Source organism: Sphingomonas sp. HDW15A, from assembly GCF_011301715.1.
GTDB lineage: Bacteria > Pseudomonadota > Alphaproteobacteria > Sphingomonadales > Sphingomonadaceae > Sphingomicrobium.
The window spans coordinates 2,310,001-2,333,637 of the sequence record NZ_CP049870.1; the positions used below are offsets into that span (position 1 = coordinate 2,310,001).

Below are 23,637 nucleotides of genomic sequence, written 5' to 3' on the forward strand. Positions count from 1 at the left end.
GCTTGCGCCAGCTCACGGCCTAAGCTGCGAGCCAGTCAATCATTTCGCGCGTACTGATTAACTCAGTCGATTGAACAGATGAATCCGCTTCGTTGGACTTCCCTGCCGATACGGCCCAGTGGGAGCACGACCGATTCCATTTCGACACGAGAGGATTCCGACCATGGACGCCAAGACCAGCACCCCCTCAAGCGGCTGCCCGATGCATGGCGACGGCGGCGTTCGTTCGCTGCTCGGCCGTACCAACAAGGATTGGTGGCCGGAAATGCTGGCAACCGAGATCCTCAATCCGAACGGGCCGACCAACCCGCATGGCGAGGACTTCGACTATGCCGAGGCATTCAATGCGCTCGACTACAACGGCCTTAAGCAGGATCTGAAGGCGCTGATGACCGACAGCCAGCCTTGGTGGCCGGCGGACTACGGTCATTACGGCCCCTTCTTCATTCGCATGGCCTGGCACGCGGCCGGCACCTATCGCACGGCCGACGGCCGCGGCGGCGCCAATAGCGGCCAGCAGCGCTTCGCTCCGCTCGACAGCTGGCCCGACAACGGCAACCTCGACAAGGCACGCCGACTGCTTTGGCCCATTAAGCAGAAGTACGGGAAGAACATAAGCTGGGCCGACCTGTTCATCCTCGCAGGCAACGTCGCCATCGAAGACATGGGTGGGCCGGTGTTCGGCTTCGGCGGCGGCCGCGCCGACGTGTTCGAGCCGGAACGCGACATCTACTGGGGCTCGGAAGACAAGTGGGTCAACCAGGGCGTCCAGACCCGAATCGCCCCCGAGCACGGCATGCACGAAATTGAGGGCCCCCTGGCTGCGATCCAGATGGGCCTGATCTACGTCAACCCGGAAGGGCCGGGCGGCAACCCCGACCCGCTGCAGTCCGCGCGCGACATCAAGGAGACGTTCCGTCGCATGGCGATGAACCATGAGGAAACGGTCGCGCTCACCGCCGGTGGTCATACCTTCGGAAAGGCGCACGGAAACGGCGATCCCTCAAAGCTGGGGCCGGCGCCAGCGGGGGCGACCTCGCCGCACAGGGATTCGGCTGGGTCAGCACAAATAACAGCGGCTGCGGCGAGCATACCGTCACTAGCGGAATCGAAGGGTCCTGGGTCAATACGCCGACTCAGTGGAGCGAGAACTACTTCCGCCTACTTCTCGACTACGAATATGAGCTGGTGAAGTCGCCTGCTGGTGCGCAGCAGTGGCAGCCGATCAACCAGAAAGAAGAGGACATGGCTCCGGCGGCGTGGGACCCGAACAAGAAGGTCCCCACGATGATGACCACGGCCGACATGGCCCTCAAGATGGACCCCGAATTCCGCAAGATTTCGGAGAAGTTCCGCAACGATCACGAAGCCTTCAAGGATGCATTCGCGCGCGCGTGGTTCAAGCTCACGCACCGCGACATGGGGCCGAAGATCCGTTACCTCGGCCCGGAAGTCCCGGCCGAGGACCTGATCTGGCAGGACCCGATTCCGGCCGGCACCATGCCGTCGGAAGCCGACGTCGCGGCGGTAAAGGAGAGGATCGCAAGCAGCGGCCTTGCTATCAGCCAGCTGATCAAGACGGCCTGGGCTTCGGCTTCCACGTACCGTAAGTCCGACCATCGTGGCGGCGCCAACGGCGCGCGAATCCGCCTAGCACCCCAAAAGGACTGGGAGGTCAACGAGCCGGAGATGTTGGCCAAAGTACTCGACACGCTCGAGGGCCTTCGCGGCAGCCTGTCGATGGCCGACACCATCGTGCTCGGCGGCGTCGTCGCGCTGGAAAAGGCGATCCGCGATGCTGGCCATAGCGAGCCGGTCCCGTTCACCGGCGGCCGCGGCGATGCGACCGCGGAGCAAACCGATGCGGAAAGCTTCGACTGGCTGGAGCCGGAGGCCGACGCCTTCCGCAATTATGTCGGCAAGAAGAAGCTCGCAGTGAAGACGGAAGAGATGTTGCTCGACCGCGCCTCGCTGCTTGGCCTGTCGGTGCCGGAGATGGTCGTGCTGGTGGGCGGCCTTCGTGTGCTCGGGGCCAATCATGGCGAGCGCGGCCACGGCCACCTCACCAAGCGGTCGGGCCAGCTGACCAACGACTTCTTCGTCAACCTGCTCGACATGACGAATGTCTGGAAGGCGGTCGAGGGGTCGAACGACGAGGAATATATCGCGACCGACCGCAAGGACGGCGGAGAAACCTGGCGGGCGACTCGCGCCGACCTGATCTTCGGGTCGAACAGCGAGCTTCGCGCGGTCTGCGAGGTCTATGCGGAAAAGGGTGGGCAGGAGAAGTTCGTGAAGGACTTCGTCAAGGCCTGGACCAAGGTGATGAACGCTGATCGGTTCGATCTTCGGTAGCCCCCAATCAGCGTGCCGAAGGGAAAAGCCGGTGGTGCCCTCCGCCGGCTTTTCTTTTGGCCGCCGCACCCCATCTTTCCGCCATGCGCGACTTGTTCGGTACCGCGCCGGTCGCCGGCCTTGTCCTTCGTGAGGATGTCGTTTCCGAAGCGGAGGAGGGACACCTAGTCCATCGCTGCCAGGCGCTCGACCTCTCTCCGTTCCAGTTTCAAGGCTGGGAGGGCAAGAGGCTCACCAAGAGCTATGGGTGGCATTACGACTTCGACCGCGGACGGATTGGGGAAACAGAGCCGATCCCCGACTGGCTGCTAACTGCGCGGGAGAAGGCGGCGAATGCTCTGGGCCGCGATCCGGTGGCCTTTCTACAGGCGCTCGTTATCCGATACGATCCCGGTGCCGGCATTGGCTGGCATCGCGACCGCCCTCAGTTCGACGAGGTGATTGGCGTCACGCTGGCCAGCGACGCGACCCTCGCCTTTCGCCGCCGCCGCGAAGATGGCAAGTTCGATCGCACCAAGCAGCCGCTTCATCGCCGCTCTGCCTATCTTCTTTCCGGAGAGGCGCGAGCGGAATGGCAACATGGCATCGCAGAGCATGAGGCGCTCCGCTTCTCCCTGACGTTCCGAAGCCTTCGCTAGCGCGTGCGCCTTGCCTCACCGGGACGATACGCCTCGACCGCCTGGGCGGCGATCTCACGGGCATCGAACGGCACGGGCAGCAGACGACCATCGGCATAGGCCTGCGCCTGATCGGTGAAATGCGGTGAGGCCGGGTCGCCGTTCACGCCGCCGGCAGTCACGGCCATCGCTTTCGGGCCAGTGGGCGTAAATTCAACCACCGCGACGAAGCTGTTGCCGCTCGTTCCATAGCGCTTCTTCGTCCCCGGATAGGTTTGCGCGCCGAAGGAGGCGAGTGTGCCCCAGCGCGCCGAAGGGAAGCCGACAGCGATGCTCGGTTTCTTGTCATCGAACGTCTGGGTGATCGACCCGTCGTTGCGCTGGAAGCGGTTGATGTCGCCCCATTTCACGCGCCAGTCGCCATAGAGATCGCGCATTTTCGCGACCGCTTCAGTAAGGGTTTCGAGCTGCACGTTAGCCGGCGCCGCGATCATCCGGCCGTAGCCGACCTCTTCGTCGTTGGGTGGACGGTCCGTACCTAATGCTTTCTCCCACATGATTTCTGCCCAGTTGACGGCGAGAGATAGCGCCTCGCTGTCCTTCCTCCAGCGCCTGTCCCAGTTCTTCAGCAAGGTGATTGGCCCTTGCAGCGAGCGCCTTCGCGAATCGCTGCGCGGCAGTGCGGCGTAAGCCGCGAAAAGCGGTGGTAGCAGTCGGTCGAAACCCGGATTGGCCGTATCGTAGGCCGCCGCGCGGAGGTCTTCCGCCGTGAACTTGCCCTGTCCCGAAAGTACTGCGAGGGCATGGTCCGTTCGGGGGTTCCAGCCCCATTGGTCCATATAGGCCGGGAAGCGTCGCGGATCGAGCGTGCCCTTGCCGGCTGCGGGCCATGGCGCATCGTTGACGTTGAAGACGAAGCCGGACTTCGGGTTGATGACGTTGGGCAGGCTGTCGATGTCGTGAAGACCCCGCCAGCCGGTCCTCGGATCGCTGCCATCAACAACTCCGCGATATTTGAAGCGGTGATCGCGAAGCGGAACGAACTGCGGATGAAGGTAGGCGAAGTTGCCGCTGCTGTCGGCAAACAGCGTGTTGTTGGAGGAATTGGCCCGCAGGGCCGAGACCTCCATGAACTGCTTGAGGCTGGTCGCCTTTGTTCGGCGGAAACTCTGCTCGAGCGCTTTTGCCGGCTCGTCCATGATCGCGAAAGCGATGAAGCGGCCGTTTTCGCTCCTGACGATCGGCCCGTGCATTGTCCGGAAGGTCGTTATTGTCCTCGTCGCCAGTGTCCCGTCCGGCTGGCGCACGCGCAGGGTGATCGGATTCAGCCCGACCGGCCGGACGTCGCTTCCGTAGCGATAACCGAGCTTTCCGTTCGCCATCCGCGCAAACGTCACCGCAAACTCGTCGCGATTGTCGAGTCCGCTCGAAGTGTGCATCCACCCGGCCTTCTCGTTGAAACCCTGGTAGATGAAGAACTGGCCCCAGGTAACGGCGCCATAGGCATTAAGCCCCTCGCCGCTGGTCATCTGTACGACGTCGCGGAAGAAGAAGCTGGTGTGCGGATTGATCAGCAACAAGGGATTGCCACTGGCACTCCGCGTTGGCCCGATGGCGATCCCGTTCGATCCGGCCGGCTCGCCCCAGGGCATGATCGATGCCCTTCGCGCCGCTCCGTCGTCATAGAGCGCCTCTAGGGCTGCGACGTCGACATATTCGATGTCCCCGCCGATGCTCCCTTCCGAAAAGCTCAGCGCCATCCACGGCTCGAAGTGCGTCAGGACCCGCGGCTTCACTTCGGGATGAGTGACAAGGTAGTAGTTGAGACCGTCAGCCCAGGCATCCATCAGCTTGCGAAGCCACTGCGGGCTTGACCGATATTTCGCTCTTAAGGCGTCGTGATCGATCCACAGCCGCTGGCGAACGTCCTTCCACAGCGCCTTTTCGCCTTCGGCTTCGGCCAGCCGCCCCAAGCTCGCCAGATAGTTGGTCTCGACGCGATTGAAGTCGTCTTCCGCCTGCGCGTAGATCATGCCGAACACCGCATCGGCGTCGGTCCCACCGCGAACGTGGGCAATCCCCAACGGGTCGCGAATGATCGTCACGTTGGCGGCGCGTGCTGCCAGGCGTTCGGGCTCGCTCGGCGCCATTTTCGTGGTGGCGGGCGCAGCGAGCAACGCCGCAGAGATCAAGCCTAACCAGATCTTCATTACGCGTCCCTCGCGACTTCGAACGCGGCCAGTGTGGAAGCATGAGACCGATGACGCAATCGGGCCTGCTCGCTGCTCAAAAGAAGTTCATCACCTTCGTCGCGGGCGGTGCATGACATCCATGCTATCGATAGCTGATCGCCCGAGATCAGCGCGCGGCCAGGTTACCGGGGATCATCGGCTTGGCTCCATCGCCAAGGATGATGAACGCCGCCCAGTAGAACGGATGGGACGTGTTGGCGTCGTCCATCAGGCCGCGCTGCGCTTCGGCGAGCGCGCCCGCGATGGGCTGTCCAGGGCGGGCCGAAACCAGTCCGCTGACAAGCCGCTTGGTCGCATCGAAGTCATCCGGCACCTGCCAGTGGCTCGCAACGACAGAGCGTGCTCCGGCACCGACGAATGCGCGGACGAGGCCGTCGAGAGCATAGTTGCCGCCCGTTAGGATGCCGGCCTCGCGGGAAGCCTGTGAGGTCGCCGCGCCGGCGGTGTCGCATGCGGATAGAATGACCAGGTCGGCATTGAGCTTGAGGTCGAAGATCTCGCTGAAACTCAGCAGACCGTCAGATCCCGGCCCGCCGAAAGAGGTGACCAAAGCCGGTCGCGCCGGGCAATCCGGCCGCGGCGCTGTGACGAGGCCATGGGTGGCGAAATGAAGTATCCGGTAGTCGTCGAGCTGCGGATTGCCCAGAAGCGCCGTGTCGCTGAATGCCGCTCCGGTCAGCACGGCCGACTTGTCCGCCCCGAATGCCGCTCGTGCGACCATCAACTCGGCGGGCGAAATCGGCGCCTGCCAGGTCTGCACCGGCCAGTCGCATTCGTCAGCTGCGGCGACGACGGGCTTCGCGGCCACCGGCTCATTGTTGCCAAGGCCAAGATAGGCCTGGCGAGCGCGCGATGGGGCGAGTGCGCGAACGTCGAGGAAGCTGCGCGGACTGACGGAAATGGAGATGTTGCGGCCCCGGCCCAGCCAGTCGATGCCGCGCATGTCAAACGGGTCGGCGCCCGGCGCTGTGAGCCTGGCCTTGTAGGCGGCGAGGCCTTCGTCGCGCGCGATCAGCAGGTACGGCGGAAGCTGGAGCATCGGCCCGTCCGGCTCGAACACCAGGTGCTTCTGGCCCTGGACGTCGGCGTCGACAGGCCCGAAGAGATCGCGATAAAGCTTGCGGGCGCGATCGACGTCGAATGCGCCGATGGACGTTTCACCGTTCACATTTTCAACGATCGAGCGGCGGATCGCCGACACCTCGTCGGTCAGCATGCCACGTGTCGGCGCGAGCCGAATTGCACGTGCCCCGCCATTGGTCGCGTAAATGGCGTAAGCGCGGTCGCCGACGACCATGAGCTTATAATAACCTTCGCCGGCGCGGAGCGCTCCGCGGAGTTCGGTAAGTTCTGTTCGCGTCGGGGCGAGAACCTTGTAGCGCGGATAGTCGGCGAGCTGCGACTGCAGCTTGACCTGGTCGGCGCGCAGCGCTTCGAGGCTCGACTTGGCAGCGGCGAGGTCCTCAAGATCGCGCGGCGTGGGCGCGACCTTGGCCGACAAAGTCGCAATCTCCGCTTCCGTGCGGGCAACATCGCGTGTGCGTGCGACCGCCAGCCTGAAAAGGTCCGCTGCCGCATCGCTGCCTTCCGACATCTGACGCGCGAAGACCGCCTGCGTCTGGGCGACGCCGGGGCGCTGCAGTTCCTGGGCGGCCCGGAACATCTCGGCCGCGGCCTCAGCCGATCCATCGCGGGCAAGCATCTCGAAATAGGGCGAGAGCAGGTTACGCAAGGCCGTTCCGCTGTCTGGAACGGACGCCGCCTGATCCACGATGGAGGCGAACAGTGCGCGCGCTTCGGCGTGCTGCCCGCGCCGTGCTATGAAAGCGGCCTTGCGCGCCCGCGCGGCCAGGAGCATCGGCGATTCCGGATAGTTTTGCTGAAGCAGGCTGATCGCGTTGTCGAACGCACCGTTTGCGGAATCCGCGTTCCCGGCGGCCTCACTGACCAGCGCTCGCTCGACCGCTATATCGGCGGATAGCCAGGCCGCCGACGAAAGCTTTCCGTCGCGAACCTCGCTCAGCTTGTCACCGGCTTCATCGAGGGCCCGGAGCGCCTCGGGATAACGGCCGGCCTGGCGGAGCGCGATACCGCGCAACTGTTCTGCCTGCGCATCGAGGATTGCTGCGCGCTCGATCGGCCGTAGCCCGCTTCCGAAGTTGCTCAGTTGCTGGGCCGTGCTGTTCTCACGGTTGATCCCCTCGGCCAGCGGAATGTTTATCAGCCCATTGCGCAGCTCTTGGCTTTCGTCGATCTCGACATCGGCGACCTGCTTGGCGAGTGCCGCGATCGCGGCCTCGCTATTGCGCTGGTTGAGCTGGTTGATTGCCCGGTAATTGCGGATCAGGCGCTGAAGCACGCCGTCGCTTTGGGGCCCTCGCTGCTCGGCCAGGTTGAGCAGTCGCTCGGCGGCGGCGAAGTTACTGAGGTTAGATTGTTGCAGGCCCTGGTTTGCAAGAGCTTCGCCAAGTGCGGTCGAGTCCTGGTTTTCGCGTTGGGCGATGGTCTCGAAAAACTCCGCGGATTGCGCGAACTGGCCACCGTTGTTGCGGGCGTAGGCTTCGGTCCGAGCCGAGCTGGAATCGAGCGATCCTGCCTGGATCCGCGCGAAAGCCGCGGGATCGCTGACTTCCGTCGTGGCAACGCGGATCGCACCGCTTTGCGGAACATCGGCGACGACGGATGCGAGCGCCAGTTGGAGGGCGGGGTCGTAGCCGGCGAGGCCTTCGACCAGGTAAGACGTCTTGCCGCGGTCGGTTGCATAGCGGCGATAGTCCAGTTTTTCCGCTTCATCGCGGCATTTGACGGATCGCACTTCGCCGATCCCTTCGATTGTAACGGATTCCTCCGTGCCGCACGCCAGCGATTTGGCCCCAAGGCTGCTTGGTTCGGTAGCAAGATTCACGGCGCGTCGGACGGCGATCAGGCTTCCGACCGAAGCGGCCGCATCGCGGCAGGTAAGGGCGTAGGCCCGGTCGAAGATTCCGGTCAGGCGTGTATCCTGGGGCCGGCTCTGCGCGGTGCACATCACGCCGGAATCGCCGATCCTGAAGCTGTTGCGGTTCGCAATCGGGGTGACTGCCCCCATGCGGGCATGGTGCTGGCCGCCACCGTTACTAGGAGCGCCATCCTACCGATACGCGATACCCCGGTCATTGCTTGCCTCCAGTCCGACCCTCAGCCTGCCCGGCAGGCTTGGCCTCGTTGCCGTCCTTCTCGTCATCCTCTTCATCGTCGTCGGTGACCCCGTAGAGCGACGGGTTGCCCGCGCCGGAAACAGGCTCGTTGACGTCTTCATCGCCGTCGAGCGGCCGCGTGTCGAACAGCGGCTGCGGGGCCTCGATGGGACTGGTCAGGTCGCTTCCGTCATTCTCCACATTGTCGTCGATGTCGCCTTCGTTCCCGAAGTCCATCTCGCCGATCGGATCGTCAGTCAGGATGGCAACCTGGGTCGGAGTGACAACCGCCGCGGGCGGGATTTGCTCTTCCGGCGAGAAAGACGAACAATCGCCGGTCAAGGTGCAACCGTTGATGGTGCTGTCTGCAACGAAGATCTCGGTTCCGAATTCTTCGACGAAAGCCGCGCGGACATCGTCGCCAGTCAGCGTGCCGGTCGGCGTTTCGATCTGGCCGTTGATGACCATATTGATCGATCCGGGCAACGGGACGCTGCCCTCTTCGCCATCGCCCGCCAAGCTCAGGACGTTGATCAGGAAGCCGGCCGGCAATTCCTCGGTACCCGTGTTTTGAATCAGGATGTTCCGAAGAACGGCGTCGTCCTCATTCAGCGTGACGACCGCAGCGCGCACAACGCCCTCAGGCCGCTGGACGGCGGCCGGTGCATTCAGGTCGTCGCGGAAGCCTTCATACTGCGGATTTTCCTCCAGCCTGGCGAGAATCTCGCTGCTGGCGATAAAGATATTCTCCGCTTCAATGTCGAGGGTCCCGGTTAGGTTTCCGTTGGTGTCTACAAGCAAAACCGATCCGGTCGCAGCGTCGATCTCGAACGTTTCGGAAGAGAATTCCACGCCCTTGTCGGCACCCAGCGTGAAGACCACGTCGCCAACCACGCGAATGGTGCCGACCCTGCCTTCTTCTTCGTCCTCCACTCCGAATTCGACGACATCCACGTCGCCTGATGTTTGGATGTCGAACTCAAGGTCGCCGAGGTACATGAACGGCGCCCCGCCGCGAGACGTGTTCACTTCGAATTCGAATGCATTCGCGTTGACCCGGTCAATTTCGGCCTGGGTCAACCGGTAGCCATTCGAGCCATCGAGGCCGTCACCAATGTAGGTCCCGTCCGAATTGACAGAGATGAAGCTGATCCCGTCCGTCGCGGCGAGCGTGGCGGTTGCTCCGATTGCGATGTCGGCAGACAGAAGCCGGACATAGCTTCCGGCGACCGAGCCGTTGATTGCCAGCAGGCCGCCGGTCTCAACGTCGACATAGCCATTGAATTCGCCGTTGGCGGTGACCGAATCTATCGTCGTGTTGCCGCCGACAAAGGACGCGAACTGAGCGACGTTGGAGTCCCCTGCAAATGTCGCGTCGCCGCCGGTCGCGTCGATCGGGAACGTGCTGAAAATCAGCTCCGGATCGAAGAACTCGATGCCCTGCAGCGTGTCGAAGTTGCCGTAGCCCGCAAGGATGAACCGCTCCGGAGTGTTGATCGCGCCGAAGCTGGCGTCGTCGCCCGCAAGTGCGATAACATCGTGTTCAGCAGTGATCGATTGCGCCGTAATGTCCTCAACCGCGTACAGGCCGACGTAGCCGTCGGTCGTGATGTCGCCCGTGACGATCGACGCCCCGGAGAAGATCTCGACGGCATTGCCTGGACCGACATCCTGAGTGGTGATCTGGCCGAGCAGGATTGGCCCGCCAAGCCCTGCATCGATGTCGCCGGTGGTGACGCTTCCCGCCGCTTCCAGAACGATCGAAGTGCCGGCGTTAAGATCACCGGTGTCTATGTTCCCGCCTGCGTTCAGCGCGATGAAGGTAGCGCTGTCGATGTCGCCGGTGTCGATGCTACCGTTGCTCGAGAAAAGATCGACGTACGAACCGCTGTCGATATTGCCGGTCGAGATTCCAGACGCAGCGCTCAGCGCGACCGGGTCGCTGGTGATAATATCTCCAACGTCGATGGAGTCCGCCAGGATCTCAAACGATCCCGACGTAAGATCGCCGGTCGTAAACGCCGCACCCGCGGCGACGCGGAAAAGTCCGGTCGTAATCGGTCCGTTGATGGTGATCGACCCGCCAGTTGCCACCGGAGACTGGGCCAGGACGATTGTAGGATCAAAATCGCCCTCTCCGTCCCATGTGCCACCGCCGAGCAGAAGCATGGAATCGTCGCCGATATAGACCTGTCCGCCGCCCGTGCCCGTCGTCGCCACGCCGTTCATGGTCGTGTTTCCGCCGACTAGGGCCAAGATACCCTCGACTGCGTTGATCGCGCCGGTGACGAGGTTGCCCTGAGTTGCGAACCCGGCCGGGCCTTCAGCGGTGACATCGCCGATGGTGATGTTGCCCACCGCCAGCATGCCGACCGAGAAATCGTCGTCGACCGGCGGACCTGCAACCAGGTTCCCCAGTGTGATCGATCCCTGGGCGTTGCCGTTGATCTCATTGCTCGCTGTCACGTCGCCGCCGGTGACAGAGGCGCCGCTGTCGAAGTCGAACTGTCCACTGACGTTGGCGCTTGCGAAGACGATATTGCCCGCGGCCGTCATTTCTACGTCACCCGCCGCGATCGTGCCCGTGGTGATCGTGCCAAGCGTTCCGATACCCGAATTCGCGAAGGTGGGACGTGCGTCGAACGTGTTATCGACGTGGAGGACGCCAGTATATTCGAACAGATCCCAGCCGCCGATCAGCAGTTGGCCGCCGAGCAACAGATTGCCGAGCGCGATATTGCCGTCGGATACTGCGAACATCCGTTCGGTCGTCGTCACATTGCCGGCAACGATCCCGTTGAAGCCCGCAAGCTGGACGTCGCCAGTGGCATCGATGTTGCCGACGTCGATGCTTCCGCCGACCAGCGCCACTTCGTAAAGCGCGGCAGGGTTGACGCTGGGGCTGACGATGCCTGCGGAGAGATTGCCCAAATCGATGAGGCCGAAGGTCGTCGCGACGATGCTGTCGCCAGCGGTGACATTCCCGCCGGTGATGCTGGCGTCGGAGCCGATCCGCACACTTTCGCCCGCCTCCGCGCTCGCGAAGGTCAAGGCACCGATCGAGCCGACGTTGACGTCTGCACCTGCCGACAGCGCCCCAAAACTCGAAGCGCCGCCGTCACGCGAGCGAACTTCACCGCCAGCTGTCACGTCCTGCGCGACGATGGAGGTACTGCTATTCACCTCGACGTTCCCGCCAGCAGTTATGTTCTGAAGCGTGAGAGCTCCAGTAGATTCAGCCAGCACGTTTCCGCCCGCGCTAACGATGCCGAGGCTCATCGTGCCATTGGCTTGCGCGGTCACGTCGGTGCCGGCCGTGATTGCGCCGGTCAGGACGTTTGTTCCGGCGAGCACGGTGATTCCGTTTACTGCCGAGATGTCGCCGGTTTGGGCGTCTGTTCCCGCCTGGATGAAGGCATAATCGCCGGCCGTGACATCGCCTACGTGGACGTAGCCGCCGACAGTTGGGAAGCCGTCGCCGCTATCATAGGTGCGAAGGTCGATGCCTCCTGCCGCGTTCGCAGCGACAATGTCGATGTTTCCGAACGCAAGCAGATCGATGTAGCTGCCGGTGCTTACCAGAAGACCAAGGTCCATCGAACCATCGGTGAATCCGTAAATCGCGCCGGCCGCCGTAATGTTGCCGCCTTGGATCAGGCCGTTCGAATAGAGGCCCGTGCCCGCGCCCGAACTGATGGTCGCGTAGGTAACCGACGAATCGCCGCTGAGGTAGGTCTCGTCGTCGCTTACAGCACTGTTGATCGTGAGGTCTCCGCCGGCGTCGGCGTTGATGTAGAAGCCTGACGTCAAATCGTTGGTCGTGATGTCCGTCGCGGCATCCAGCACGATCTCTCCGACCGCCGTGATGTCATTAAGCGTGATCGCTCCGCTCTGCGCGTTCAGATAGACTTCCGCGTCGCTGTCGATGTTAACCGCGGTGATCGATCCGGGCGCCGTGATGTCAACGATGTTCGCGCTCACGAGATTGGCGTTGGTAATGAAATCGCCACCTGTGGTGATGTCGAACGTGTTGGCACTATAAGTGCCGAGCGCCGTCGGTGCGGGATCGAACGTGTGCGGCACGAACGTGCCGGCATTGAGCGCCATCGCTCCGCTGACCGTCATCGAACCGTTGTTTGCGTCGAGCGCAAGTTCTCCGGTCGTCGAATAGCTAAAGCTGCCGATGGTGGCAGTACCATCGCGAACCGATACCCAGTCTTGGCCTTGCGGCCCATCGACATAGAGATCGCCCTCGATGAGGATATCGACCGACCCGATCGTCGCGTCCCCGTTCAGCACCCGGAAATAGCTTCCGCCAAACACGGTGCTCGTGCCGTCAACACCACCGGATCCCAGCCCACCGATCGCGATCGCGGTTCCAGTGATCGAGTCGGCAAACAGGAAGCCGCGCTGGCTAGGAATGTCGAAGCGATCCTTGGATTCGACGCCTATCAACCCAGTGGTCGCATTCCCGCCGCTTCCGCCGCCGCTGCCACCCTTTCCACCGGTAGCATTAGCCTGCAGCGTTACCGTCCCGACGTTGGAAGTAACGCCACGGATCAGGAAGCTTGACGATCCACCTTTCGCACTGCCGCCGTTGCCGCCGTTTCCGTTGCCGCCGCCGCCAAGCCCGGCCGCCCCGCCCCGCCACCTGCCGCGTTCGTGGCGGCGAACAGGCTCGTGACGTCGAAGCCACCCCCGCTGCCTGGCGCTCCGCTAGCGCTCACCGTTCCGCTCTGAATGCTTCCGCTAAAGGCGGCTCCACCCGTTCCGCCGTTGCCACCAGTGCCGGTGTCGCCGTTCCCGCCGACTCCGCCGTCGCCGCCAGTGGCGCCCGCACTGAGGACGGTGATTCCACTGGTCAAGAATCCGCCCGCGGCACTTCCGACGAAGCTGATCCGCCCCCCGGTTCCGGTGCCGCCATTGCCGCCATTTCCGCCGGTGTTGCCGTCGACGCCGGCGCCACCGTCACCGCCAATGCCATCGGCGACAACCGTCGCGCTAGCGAGTGTGAGAGTGCCCCCAATCGCGGCCGCACCCAGACCGAAGGCGATGTCAGCATATCCGCCTGTGGCGTTTCCGCCGTTGCCGCCTTGCCCGCCGTCGCCGCCATTACCTGAGATGTCGACTGCCAAATCGCCCATCGCGATGTCGCCGAAGAAAGCAACGATGTCGATTTCGCCGGCCGTTGCATTGCCCCCGTTGCCAGCGCTGCCATTGCCGCCGGTCGCGCTTGCGTCGATGGCCACCGCTCCGTTGACGGTGACGGAGCCGTTGTTGTTGGCATAGACCCCGACCGCGATCGGATTTGTTTCGTTGACCGTTAGGTCTGCGAGCGCGATGGCATTACCGCCTGCCGTGCCGTTACCCCCGATGGCGCTTCCGTCCATCGCCAAATTGCCGGCGATAAGGATGTCGCCACCAGCGCCCTGGAGCCGTGCCGAGCCTCCGGTCGCATCGCCGCCGGTGCCGGTTCCTTCGATAACGGTTCCGCCCTCGCCGGTCGCGGAAATATCCGCCGATCCGAGCGTGACCGTTCCCGTCTGGACAAACATGCCGGCGACCCCGCCGGTGCCCGCTCCGCCATTCCCGCCGTACGATCCGCCGCCGTAACCCGAGGCATCGAGGAATACCTGCCCGGTCACGGTGATCGTGTTCACGCCGGTCGCGTTGGTGTTGAAATAGACGTTTCCGCCCTTGCCGGCGCCGCCACCGACGCCGTTATAATCGAAACCACCGGTGCCAATGGCGCTGATGTCGACGTAGGTGGCGGTGATCGTTCCGCCATTCCCGGCGAACATGCCCGCATTGCCGCCCTCGCCATAGCCGCCCGTACCGCCATCGGTGCTGGACAGGCCGCCGCGGCCATCGGCAGTGGCAGTCAGGTCGTCGCCGAATGAGAGGGTGCTTCCGGCTCCGTCCGCGCTGATGTTCAGATTGCCGCCATCGCCGATCCCTGGCGTTCCGCCGCAATCCAGGCACTCGAGGTAGAAGCCGGCGAGACCGTCGGCGCTGAGATCCGTGCTTCCCCCAACCGAAAGGTCGCCTCCGCCTGCCGCAAAAAGGAACAGTTCGGCATTGCGTCCGGTGCCGCCAACACTTGTTGCAGTATCGGCCAATCCGCCGATGCCGTCCGAAACCCCGGTCAGCGATCCTAGAATATTCAGCGTTCCCCCGCTCGGCGTGGCTCCGCCATTGCCAGCATGGATGGATACTACGCCCCCGTCGCCATCGCCCGCCGTGCCGCTGCCGAAGGCGACGAATCCGCCTTGGCCAGTCGCATGCGCATCGACATTGCCCTGAACCGTGAGCGTTCCGCTGCCTGTGGCGCGAACATTGGCCAAGCCACCCTGACCCAGACCGCCATTCCCGCCGAAAGCACCTCCGCCGCGTCCATCGGCAACAAGGTCAGCATTTCCGGTCAGCAGAAACGTACCGCTCGATGCGAGATAAGCGTTGCCGCCCCGGCCGAAACCGCCCGTGATGCCTGAGCCGCCCAAGCCGCTGACGTTGATGTCGTAATCGCCGCCTATTGTGACATTGGCACCGAAGGCGTCGATCCAGCCCTGGCCGCCAAGACCTTGCCCGCCCGTGCCATTATTACCGTCACCGCCGAAGCCGCGGCCAAGAATCTGCAGTCCGCCCTGGAAGTTGATTGTGCCGGCGTTGCCGCCGTTGTCGCTGAGGCCGCCTTCGCCGGTGCCGCCATTGCCGGTGCCCGCGCCGTAAGAATCGCCGCCGTAACCTTCGATGGCAGCGTAAGCGAGGCCGGCCACGGTGAGGCTCCCTCCCGTCGCATTGTTCTGCGCACCGAATTTGACCGTACCGCCCTTCCCGTAGCCACCGTCGACGCCCAAGGCGTCGCTTTGTCCGCCGGCGCCAGTCGCGGTGAAACTTGCGTTGGCATCAAACTGGATCGTACCGTTTGCACCGTAGGTCGCTGAAATCGTGCCGCCGTCGCCACGGCCGGTGGCCGTCCTGCTGCTTCCGCCGGACCCGGAAGCGCTGGCCTGGATATCGTCGCCGATGGTCAGGAAGCCGCCGTTGCCGACCGTTTGGAAATAGATTTGTCCGCCCTGACCATTGCCACCGGCGCCGTTGCAGCTGAAACAGGATTCGCTGTAGCCGCCGTTTCCGCCCACGCCATCGGCCGTGGCGAATAGGCCTCCGTTGATGGATAGCGTACCGTCAGGACCATAAGCGGTAATTGCGATCAATCCGCCGACCGCCGAACCGGCGTTAGCCCCGTTGACAAGGGTTTCGCCACCATAGGCATTGGCGTCGACGCTCAGATCGCCAGCAATGACCAGCGTGCCATCGCTGCCGAGAACATTGATGTCGCCACCTTGCGCGTTTCCGCCATTCACGCCGGCCGTTCCGCTCGCCTGCCCGCGAGCAACCGCGCTCAGGACTGCGCCTCCGGAAGCGGTTAAGAGAGCTCCGCCTTCTGCGCTGACCATTACGTCGCCAGCCTGTCCGGCCTGTCCGGCGGCAACGAAAACGTCGCCCGACATAGTCAGAAGCCCGCCCACCGTCAGGTCGGCATTGGCGCCGATGGCGCGCAGGTGCACCATATCCTCGCCGATTATGGTGACGTCGGACGCCATCGTGATGTCGTTGAAGCCTAGGAAAATGTTGTTGTTCACCGCGCTCGCGGTGATCGCAGAGGTGGTCGTCAAATCGTTCGAGTTTATGCTTGCGGTACCGGAGCCCATCGCTGCCGAGCGCGCAGTATCTGCGTCACCATTCGTGACGTTGCGGCCAGCCGAAAGAACGATGGCATTGCCGTCCACATTCACGGCGCCAGCTATGTCGAAGCCCAGTTGGGCGCCCGCCGTGATGGCCAGGGTCATCGCCTGGTTCTTCGGAACAGCGACCGCATAAATGCGCTGCGTCTCACCGACTCCCGCTTCGGGGCCGGTGATCGTGCCGCCAATGACCACGCCGTTGGCGTCCGTCGTGCCGGCAGTGACCTCGATGTCGAACAGGCCGTCAGGCGAGAAGGTGATGTTCGCCGCTTCCGCGCCGACGAGAGCGGCGCTGCCGTTGACGTTGATCGTGCCGTTATGGACCACCCGCGGCGCCACCAGCGCGACGTAGCTATTATTCGACGTGGCGTTGATCTGCGCGCCTGACTGAACATCGATCGATGCGCCGGCGAGACCCTGCTGGAAAACGACCTGGTTGTTGCCGTCAATGAACGCGCCGCCGCTAACCAGGATCGGCGAAGTCGACAGCACCAGGCTTCCAACGTTGAAGACGGAGCTGCCGCCGACGACGATGCCATTCGGATTGTAGAAGTAGACGCTGCCGCGGCCCTGAACCCCATCGACCGATGAGGTGACGGTCCCGTTGAGGCCGAGCATGTCGGTCCCGGTCGAGACATTGTTGAGCACCGCGAAGTCGCTCGACGATGAGAAGGTTAGCGTGTTGCCTGGCGCCAGGAACTGATTGACCCCACCAACCACCGTGCCCGTGGCATTCCAGTCGATGACCGCTTGTCCGCCGCCTGTAATATCGACGGTGCCTGCACCCGGGTTGATGGTGCCCGTGCCGGTGCTGAAGTTACCCGTGCCCGCCACCTGCGCCGCTGCCGGCGTTGCGCCGACCGTAAATACGGTCGCCATTGCGAGGATCGAACAGGCCGCTCGATTGCGGCGGGAGAAAGTACGCATGATCACCTCCAGGGCAACAGACGGGTGGTGAGAGTGATGAGGCCGCGAACATCGCCGCGCTCGTTGAGAATGCCGGTTTTTTCGAGTGGCACCGCTAGCACGGCGTCGAGCGCGATCTTGTCTTCGAAGGTCGCTCGGACGCCGCCCCCGGCCGACTTCAAATGATCGGGGTCGCCGCTGAAGTTCTTGTTCCAAACCCACAGGGCATCGCCGAAGACGTAGGGCTGGACGGCGAACCGGTTGCGCTGAAATGGAATCCGCGGACCCCTGAGCTCAAGTGCCGCGCCAACGCCGCTGTCTCCGGAAATGATCGCCGGGTCGTAGCCGCGTCCGATAGTGTAGTTTCCGCCGGTAAATTCCTCGAAGGAGAGCAAGGGGTCGAAGGCCAGCTGAGCCCGCGGGCTGAACGCGACCGCGAGCTTGCTACCGAGGGCGAATTCCGCCGTCCCGTTAGCGCGGATGAGCGTCGCCGTTGGCTTGCCGTCGGCGCGGCTGGTCGGTGTCTCGCCGATCTCGCAGCAACGATCGCTTGCTCCGAACACGTCGAGCCCTTGGCGAAGCTCCAGCGTGCCGGCCACGCGCCACGCCGGCCGCCGCGAAGTCAGGTCGACCGCGTCATAATCGGCGCGCAGCCAGGCGATCCGGATGTGGTCGCGGGCCAGCGGGCCGAAGAAGTCGACCTTCTGGTCGACCCAATCGAAACCGCCGCCAAGAGTCAGGTTGCGCTGCTGGCTGCGGATCACGGGGTAGGCGAGACCGAGGGTGGCAAACAAAGTCGTCGCATCGAGATCGGGATCGTTGTTCGACTGCTGAATGTCCGGCTTGGTCCACGCGTAAGTGAAATGACCGTTTACGGTCAGCCCTTCATTCCCCGGCCGGAAGCTGTGGCCGAACTGCAGGATCTGCTGCTCCTTGAAGTCCAGCGTCGAATAGATGGAGGCGTAGGTCGCGTCGCCGAGCCCGGTGAGGCCATAAGCCTGGCCGCGAAGCTGAGCCCCCCAGCGGCCACTCGATTGCGCAGCGAGGTTTTGAACCATCAGGTCGACCGAGAAGGGCTGGCGAACGACAGAAACTTCGCCGACCAGCTCACCAGGGCCGGTTCCCGCCGGCTTAAGGGTTAGCTGGACATTATATCCCGGCAGGTCTCGGGCCAGCAGCAGGTAACGCTCGGCCCGATTGCGGTTGAACACTTCGTCTTCTGTCAGTCGCGAGAGATAGCCGGCGAGCTTGGCTTCGGCGCCGCTGGTCTGGCCGCGTGCGCGGACTGCGGTTACCCGCGCGAACAGCACCTCGAGCTTGACGACCCCGTTCTCGATCCGCTGCGTCGGCACCTGCACGGCCGCCAGATATCCCTGATCGCGTAAGTAGGTCGCGGCCCGGTCGCGAATCTCGCAGATGATCGAGACCGGCTGGTTGGTCCCGGAATACTCCGCCCAGGTGTGGCGCAAATCCTCGGGCGAAGCACCCTTCAGATTGTTGAACTGAACGTCGCTCACCGTAACCCGGATGTCCGCATATTGCGGGTCGGCAAGAGGGCAGGGTGACCGTTCGACGTCGCCGACGACATTAAGGTTCGAGCGGGGCGGTTCCTGGGGCCGCACCCGGGTCAATTCTTCGCGCGTCGGCGCAATCGATTGCGCCGCTGCCTGGCCAGAGGCAACAGCCCCCACCATGGCAGCACAGATCACATACTGATTATTCTTACGCCCCATTGGTCCCCCGCTTGGACGGCAATGAACAAGCCGAACGCGCGGGCGACTCGGCTAAACTCCCGTTAACATTGGTGAAGCTAACCTTAACATGTGTCAACGTTCGACGTTGGCAACTCGTCCCGTTTTTGAGCGCTGATCTAAGCTAGCGAGCCTCGAAGCCGGCGATACATTCCGCAACCCAGCGCGCAGCGGTCAAAGCGCTGAGGTCCGTGGGGTCGAGCGGCGGGTCCCATTCGGTAAGGTCGATGACGCGAACCTGCGGCTGGGAAGCGAGAAGCCTAGTGGCCGCGAAGAAATCGGCGGCGCTCATTCCGCCGGGCCGGGCACCGGGCGCCGCGGGAAATTGCGAACGGTCGATCACGTCGATGTCGCAATCGACGAACACGGCCTCGCAATGCGCTACGTGATCAAGCGCCCTCTCGACAACAGCTTCAATTCCGAGCTGGTGGACCTCGCCGATTGTAACAAGCAAATTGCCATATGCGACCGCGTCGTCGTGCATGGCGCGCGAATTGGCGAAAGGCGCGAGACCGACCTGGGCGACATTAGTGCCCGGCAGCCCGTCCTCGATCAGCGCCCGCACGGGATTGCCATTGCCGAGACCGCGGGACAGGTCGCGCATGTCGAGATGCGCGTCGAGCGTGACCAGGCCAATCTTGCCGAGAGCTAGGCCAAGCGCAGAAGCCAGGCCGTGTATGCCGGGGCGGGTAACGGCATTGTTGCCGCCAACCAGCAGGGTGAGCTTATGGCGGGATATGCTGCGGGCGACCGAGTCGCCGATCGGGCCTGTGGCCTGCTCGATTGTCATTCCGCCGATTTCAATGTCACCGTGGTCGGCGATAGCTGACGAAAGTTCTTGTCCGGACTCAATGTCGAACAAGCCTATGCGCCGCAATGTCTGGCGCAGCGTGGCCGGTGCACGGTCGCAATGGCCCGGGGTAACCGATCCCAGGCTCAGCGGCGCCCCGACCAGTCCGACCGGTGCATCTTCTTCCGCATCCACGATCAAATCGGCTAGATTCGGCCAGGCGCTCGTCATGCGCTTGACCTAGCAGCTTCGCACCGCGATTCCATGGCTCATGTGGGACCGCCTGCTGACCGACTGTCATGTTGCAACGATGACCGCGATTCCGGGCAATCCGCTCGGAATCATGCGCAATGCGGCCATTGGCATCGACGGCGGCCGGATCGTCCGCGTCGGAAGCCGAACCGAGCTCGCCGGCTTCCGCGCCCGGGAAGTCACGGCGCTTGGTGGGGCCTGGGTCACACCCGGGCTGGTCGACTGCCACACACATCTCGTGTTCGCGGGCACCCGGGCGAACGAGCATGCCATGCGCCGTGCCGGCGCGACTTACGAACAGATCGCCGAGGCCGGAGGCGGGATCGTCTCGACGGTTTCCGCAACTCGGGCCGTCAATATGGAGGAACTCATCGCGCAATCGCAGCGCCGCCTCCACGCGTTGATGGCGGGCGGCGTGACGACGGTGGAAATCAAGTCGGGCTATGGTCTCGACACCGCGACCGAGCTCAAGATGCTTGAGGCGGCCAAGGCGCTAGGCGTCGAAGAGCCTGTCCGGATCGTCCCGACACTGCTTGCCGCTCACGCTTTGCCTGCGGATGCCCGCGAAGGACCAGCGCGCGATGCGTTCGTCCGGATGATCTGCGAGGAGATGATACCCGCCGCCGCCAAGTCGAAGCTCGCGACCAGCGTCGACGCCTTTTGCGAGACTATCGCCTTCACCCGCGAGGAGGTGGAACGCGTGTTCACCGCCGCCCGTGCGAATGGCCTTCCGGTTCGTCTCCACGCCGAACAATTGTCAAATCAGAATGGCGCAGCCTTGGCTGCCAGTTACAAGGCCTTGTCGGCCGACCACCTTGAGCATCTCGACGCCATCGGTGCGCGCGCGATGGCTGCGACCGGAACGATTGCGGTCCTGCTCCCAGGCGCCTTCTACTCTCTAAACGAAAAGAAGAAGCCCCCGATCGACCTTTTGCGCAAGGAAGGCGTTCCGATCGCCATTGCTACCGACTGTAATCCCGGAACGTCTCCGTTGCTCAATCCCCAGCTGGCGATGAACATGGCCTGCGCGCTGTTCGGACTGACCTCGGAAGAAGCTTTGGCGGGAATGACGGTCAACGCTGCACGTGCGTTAGGGCTAGCCCACGAGGTCGGCTCGCTTGGGCCCGGCAAAGCGGCGGACCTTGCTGTCTGGGGTATCGAGGAGCTGGCTGAACTCGGCTACTGGGTCGGACTCTCGCCGGAGCGCAGGATCTTCGGTGGCCGCGATGGCTAGGCTCGCGGCCGCCCTGATTGCGCTGTCGGCATGGGCCGGGCTGTCTGTGCAATTCCAGTCCACGGTCGCCAGCGGCTATTCGGTCGGCGAGACGCTGTGGATTCTCCTTCGCTTCTTCACCGTGCTCACCAATATCGGCGTCGCCGTCACTATGAGCCTGCTGGCGTTGGGAAAGCGCGTGTCGCCTTCCTGGCTTGGCGGCCTGACACTCGCGATCCTCCTGGTCGGGGTCGTGTACATGACGTTATTGCGCGGGCTGCTCGAACTCAGCGGCGGGGCGCTCCTTGCCGATACCCTGCTTCACAAGGCGACTCCCGTGCTCGTGACCTTCTGGTGGCTCGCGTTCGCGGACAAGGGCAGCCTGAAGTGGCGTGATCCCCTGTTTTGGGCGATCTACCCGCTCATCTACCTTCCCTATGCCCTGACGCGCGGCGCAGCGGAGGGTATCTACGCTTATCCTTTCATCAACCTTGCCGATCTCGGATGGAGCGGGGTTCTCGCGAGCTGCGGCATGATCACGCTCGCGTTTCTGATTGCAGGGTTCGGCCTTGTCGCGCTCGACCGCAAGCTTGGCGTTGCACCCGCGGCGGACTAGGAGCGCGGACCATGACCGACACACGACGCGACAACAGCCGGCGAATCAAGGCGCGTACCGGTTCCGACATCAAGGCGAAGTACTGGACGACCGAAGCCGCCGTGCGGATGCTGATGAACAATCTCGATGACGAGGTCGCCGAGGATCCGCAGAGCCTTGTCGTTTATGGCGGAATTGGCCGGGCCGCTCGCAACTGGGCCTGCTACGACAAGATCGTCGAAACCCTGGAGCGGCTGGAGGAAGACCAGACCCTGCTGGTCCAGTCGGGCAAGCCGGTCGGCGTCTTCCCGACCCACAAGGATGCGCCGCGCGTGCTCCTCGCCAACTCCAATCTCGTGCCCAAGTGGGCGACGTGGGAGAAGTTCAACGAGCTCGATCGCGCCGGACTCATGATGTACGGCCAGATGACCGCGGGGTCGTGGATCTACATCGGCAGCCAAGGCATCGTCCAAGGCACTTTTGAGACTTTTGCGGAGATGGGCCGCCAGCATTATGGCGGCGATCTCTCCGGCAAATGGATCCTAACCGCTGGCCTCGGCGGAATGGGCGGTGCGCAGCCGCTCGCCGCGGTCATGGCGGGGGCGTGTTGCATCGCCGTCGAGGTACAGGAATCGTCAATCAGCAAGCGGCTGGAAACGCACTACCTCGATCACCGCGCCACCACCATCGACGAGGCGCTGGAGATTATCCGCGCCGCGACCGAACCGGTCAGTGTCGGCTTGCTCGGCAATGCCGCCGAAGTGCTCCCCGAAATGGTCGCGCGAGGTATCCGCCCCGACGCCGTGACCGACCAGACTTCGGCGCACGATCCGGCCAACGGCTACTGCCCGGCCGGCTGGAGCGTGGCGAAATGGATGGAAATGCGCGAGCGCGATCCGTCCGCCGTCGCGTCCGCAGCGCGCCAATCGATGGCGGTCCATGTCCAGGCGATGCTCGATTTCCAGAAGATGGGAGTGCCGACTTTCGATTACGGCAACAACATCCGCCAGGAAGCCTTCAACGAGGGGGTGACGAGTGCATTCGATTTTCCCGGCTTCGTGCCCGCCTATGTCCGTCCCTTATTCTGCCGCGGCATCGGCCCGTTCCGATGGGTGGCCTTGTCGGGAGATCCCCAGGACATCGCCAAGACGGACGCCAAGGTTAAGGAGCTGATCCCCCACGATCCGCAGCTTCACCGCTGGCTCGACATGGCCAAGGAGCGGATCGCCTTCCAGGGACTTCCGGCTCGCATCTGCTGGGTCGGCTTGGGCCTGCGCCACAAGCTCGGCCTCGCGTTCAACGAGATGGTGCGGAACGGCGAAGTGTCGGCCCCTATCGTCATCGGTCGCGATCATCTCGATAGCGGCAGCGTCGCGAGCCCCAACCGGGAAACGGAAGCGATGAAGGACGGCAGCGACGCGGTCAGCGACTGGCCGTTGCTCAACGCCTTGCTCAATTCCGCCAGCGGCGCGACCTGGGTGTCGCTGCACCACGGCGGCGGGGTCGGAATGGGCTACTCTCAGCACAGCGGCATGGTGATCGTCGCCGACGGGACGGACGATGCGGCGCGGCGACTGCAACGAGTTCTCTGGAACGATCCAGGCACTGGTGTCATGCGCCATGCGGACGCCGGCTACGACATCGCCATCGATTGCGCGAAGGAGCAGGGTCTCGACCTGCCGATGATTGGCTAGCCCTCGATTGCAGGACCGCGCCGCGGGATTGCTCCCGAGACGCGGTCCGCCCCCGCCCTTTATTTCTTGTAATTGATGCCCTCGCCGAGCTTCGTGTCGACCTGCTCGTACTTGTGCTGAACGGCATGTCCCAGGTTGCCGAACGCCGTGACCGCGGCAACGGAAAGGAGGGAAGCAATCAACGCAAATTCGAATGCGCCGACGCCGCGATTGTCGCGAATGAGATTCAAGATGCGGCTCATTGCCGGTCCTTTACCGTCCACCCACAAAGGATGCCTTCGGCCTGGC

The 23,637-nt window shown here is 63.5% G+C and carries 12 protein-coding genes and 1 pseudogene (1 of these 13 only partly in view); 6 read left to right on the forward strand and 7 right to left on the reverse strand.

Annotated features, from left to right (window positions below):
* The 3 genes and pseudogenes from G7076_RS12100 to G7076_RS12110 form a co-directional block, all read left to right on the forward strand.
* A protein-coding gene (locus G7076_RS12100) for an ATP-dependent DNA ligase (protein ID WP_166203175.1) crosses the window boundary here: on the forward strand, positions 1-23 show its 3' end. It extends 988 nt beyond the left edge of the window; the window shows 23 of its 1,011 coding nt (coding positions 989-1,011); its start codon lies beyond the left edge, outside the window; the stop codon is at positions 21-23.
* A gap of 140 nt (positions 24-163) precedes the next feature.
* Positions 164-2,355 (forward strand): annotated as a pseudogene (gene katG / locus G7076_RS12755) (catalase/peroxidase HPI).
* A 56-nt stretch (positions 2,356-2,411) separates the two neighbouring features.
* On the forward strand, positions 2,412-2,993 hold the full coding sequence (locus G7076_RS12110; protein ID WP_240913805.1) for an alpha-ketoglutarate-dependent dioxygenase AlkB: 582 nt from the start codon (positions 2,412-2,414) through the stop codon (positions 2,991-2,993).
* Here G7076_RS12110 and G7076_RS12115 read toward each other — a convergent pair.
* The 6 genes from G7076_RS12115 to G7076_RS12140 form a co-directional block, all read right to left on the reverse strand.
* Positions 2,990-5,182, reverse strand: coding sequence for a penicillin acylase family protein (locus G7076_RS12115; protein WP_166203177.1), 2,193 nt, complete (start codon positions 5,180-5,182; stop codon positions 2,990-2,992). The two genes, G7076_RS12110 and G7076_RS12115, sit on opposite strands and share 4 nt — an antisense overlap.
* Before the next feature lie 148 nt (positions 5,183-5,330).
* On the reverse strand, positions 5,331-8,312 hold the full coding sequence (locus tag G7076_RS12120) for a CHAT domain-containing protein (RefSeq protein ID WP_166203179.1): 2,982 nt from the start codon (positions 8,310-8,312) through the stop codon (positions 5,331-5,333).
* A gap of 64 nt (positions 8,313-8,376) precedes the next feature.
* Positions 8,377-12,855, reverse strand: a complete 4,479-nt coding sequence (locus G7076_RS12125; protein WP_166203181.1) for a hypothetical protein — start codon at positions 12,853-12,855, stop codon at positions 8,377-8,379.
* Between the two features lie 104 nt (positions 12,856-12,959).
* Positions 12,960-17,075, reverse strand: coding sequence for a filamentous hemagglutinin N-terminal domain-containing protein (locus tag G7076_RS12760; RefSeq protein WP_166203183.1), 4,116 nt, complete (start codon positions 17,073-17,075; stop codon positions 12,960-12,962).
* A 2-nt stretch (positions 17,076-17,077) separates the two neighbouring features.
* The gene (locus G7076_RS12135) at positions 17,078-18,787 is read right to left on the reverse strand and encodes a ShlB/FhaC/HecB family hemolysin secretion/activation protein (protein ID WP_166203185.1); all 1,710 of its coding nucleotides are present in this window, start codon (positions 18,785-18,787) and stop codon (positions 17,078-17,080) included.
* Positions 18,788-18,929: 142 nt separating this feature from the next.
* Positions 18,930-19,826 (reverse strand): arginase family protein, encoded by an 897-nt coding sequence (locus G7076_RS12140; protein ID WP_166203187.1) that lies wholly within the window; start codon positions 19,824-19,826, stop codon positions 18,930-18,932.
* A 40-nt stretch (positions 19,827-19,866) separates the two neighbouring features.
* On the opposite strand from G7076_RS12140, the gene hutI reads away from it, so the two are divergent.
* From hutI to hutU, 3 genes are read left to right on the forward strand one after another with little or no spacing between them, the layout of a single operon-like run.
* Entirely contained in the window at positions 19,867-21,081 is a 1,215-nt protein-coding gene (hutI, locus tag G7076_RS12145; protein WP_166203189.1) for an imidazolonepropionase, read from the forward strand.
* The gene (locus G7076_RS12150; RefSeq protein WP_166203664.1) at positions 21,074-21,676 is read left to right on the forward strand and encodes a Pr6Pr family membrane protein; all 603 of its coding nucleotides are present in this window, start codon (positions 21,074-21,076) and stop codon (positions 21,674-21,676) included. Before hutI ends, G7076_RS12150 begins: the two co-directional genes overlap by 8 nt.
* 11 nt (positions 21,677-21,687) lie before the next feature.
* Positions 21,688-23,349, forward strand: a complete 1,662-nt coding sequence (gene hutU / locus G7076_RS12155) for a urocanate hydratase (RefSeq protein WP_166203191.1) — start codon at positions 21,688-21,690, stop codon at positions 23,347-23,349.
* Between the two features lie 59 nt (positions 23,350-23,408).
* On the opposite strand, the gene G7076_RS12160 is transcribed toward hutU, so the two are convergent.
* The gene (locus G7076_RS12160; protein WP_166203193.1) at positions 23,409-23,591 is read right to left on the reverse strand and encodes a Flp family type IVb pilin; all 183 of its coding nucleotides are present in this window, start codon (positions 23,589-23,591) and stop codon (positions 23,409-23,411) included.
* Positions 23,592-23,637 lie beyond the last annotated feature (46 nt).

Coding starts and splice junctions, on each gene's coding strand:
- G7076_RS12115 (WP_166203177.1), bottom strand. CDS start 5,182: ATGAAGATCTGGTTAGGCTTGATCTCTGCGGCGTTGCTCGCTGCGCCC.
- G7076_RS12120 (WP_166203179.1), bottom strand. CDS start 8,312: ATGGGGGCAGTCACCCCGATTGCGAACCGCAACAGCTTCAGGATCGGC.
- G7076_RS12760 (WP_166203183.1), bottom strand. CDS start 17,075: ATGCGTACTTTCTCCCGCCGCAATCGAGCGGCCTGTTCGATCCTCGCA.
- G7076_RS12135 (WP_166203185.1), bottom strand. CDS start 18,787: ATGGGGCGTAAGAATAATCAGTATGTGATCTGTGCTGCCATGGTGGGG.
- G7076_RS12140 (WP_166203187.1), bottom strand. CDS start 19,826: ATGACGAGCGCCTGGCCGAATCTAGCCGATTTGATCGTGGATGCGGAA.
- hutI (WP_166203189.1), top strand. CDS start 19,867: ATGTGGGACCGCCTGCTGACCGACTGTCATGTTGCAACGATGACCGCG.
- G7076_RS12150 (WP_166203664.1), top strand. CDS start 21,074: ATGGCTAGGCTCGCGGCCGCCCTGATTGCGCTGTCGGCATGGGCCGGG.
- hutU (WP_166203191.1), top strand. CDS start 21,688: ATGACCGACACACGACGCGACAACAGCCGGCGAATCAAGGCGCGTACC.
- G7076_RS12160 (WP_166203193.1), bottom strand. CDS start 23,591: ATGAGCCGCATCTTGAATCTCATTCGCGACAATCGCGGCGTCGGCGCA.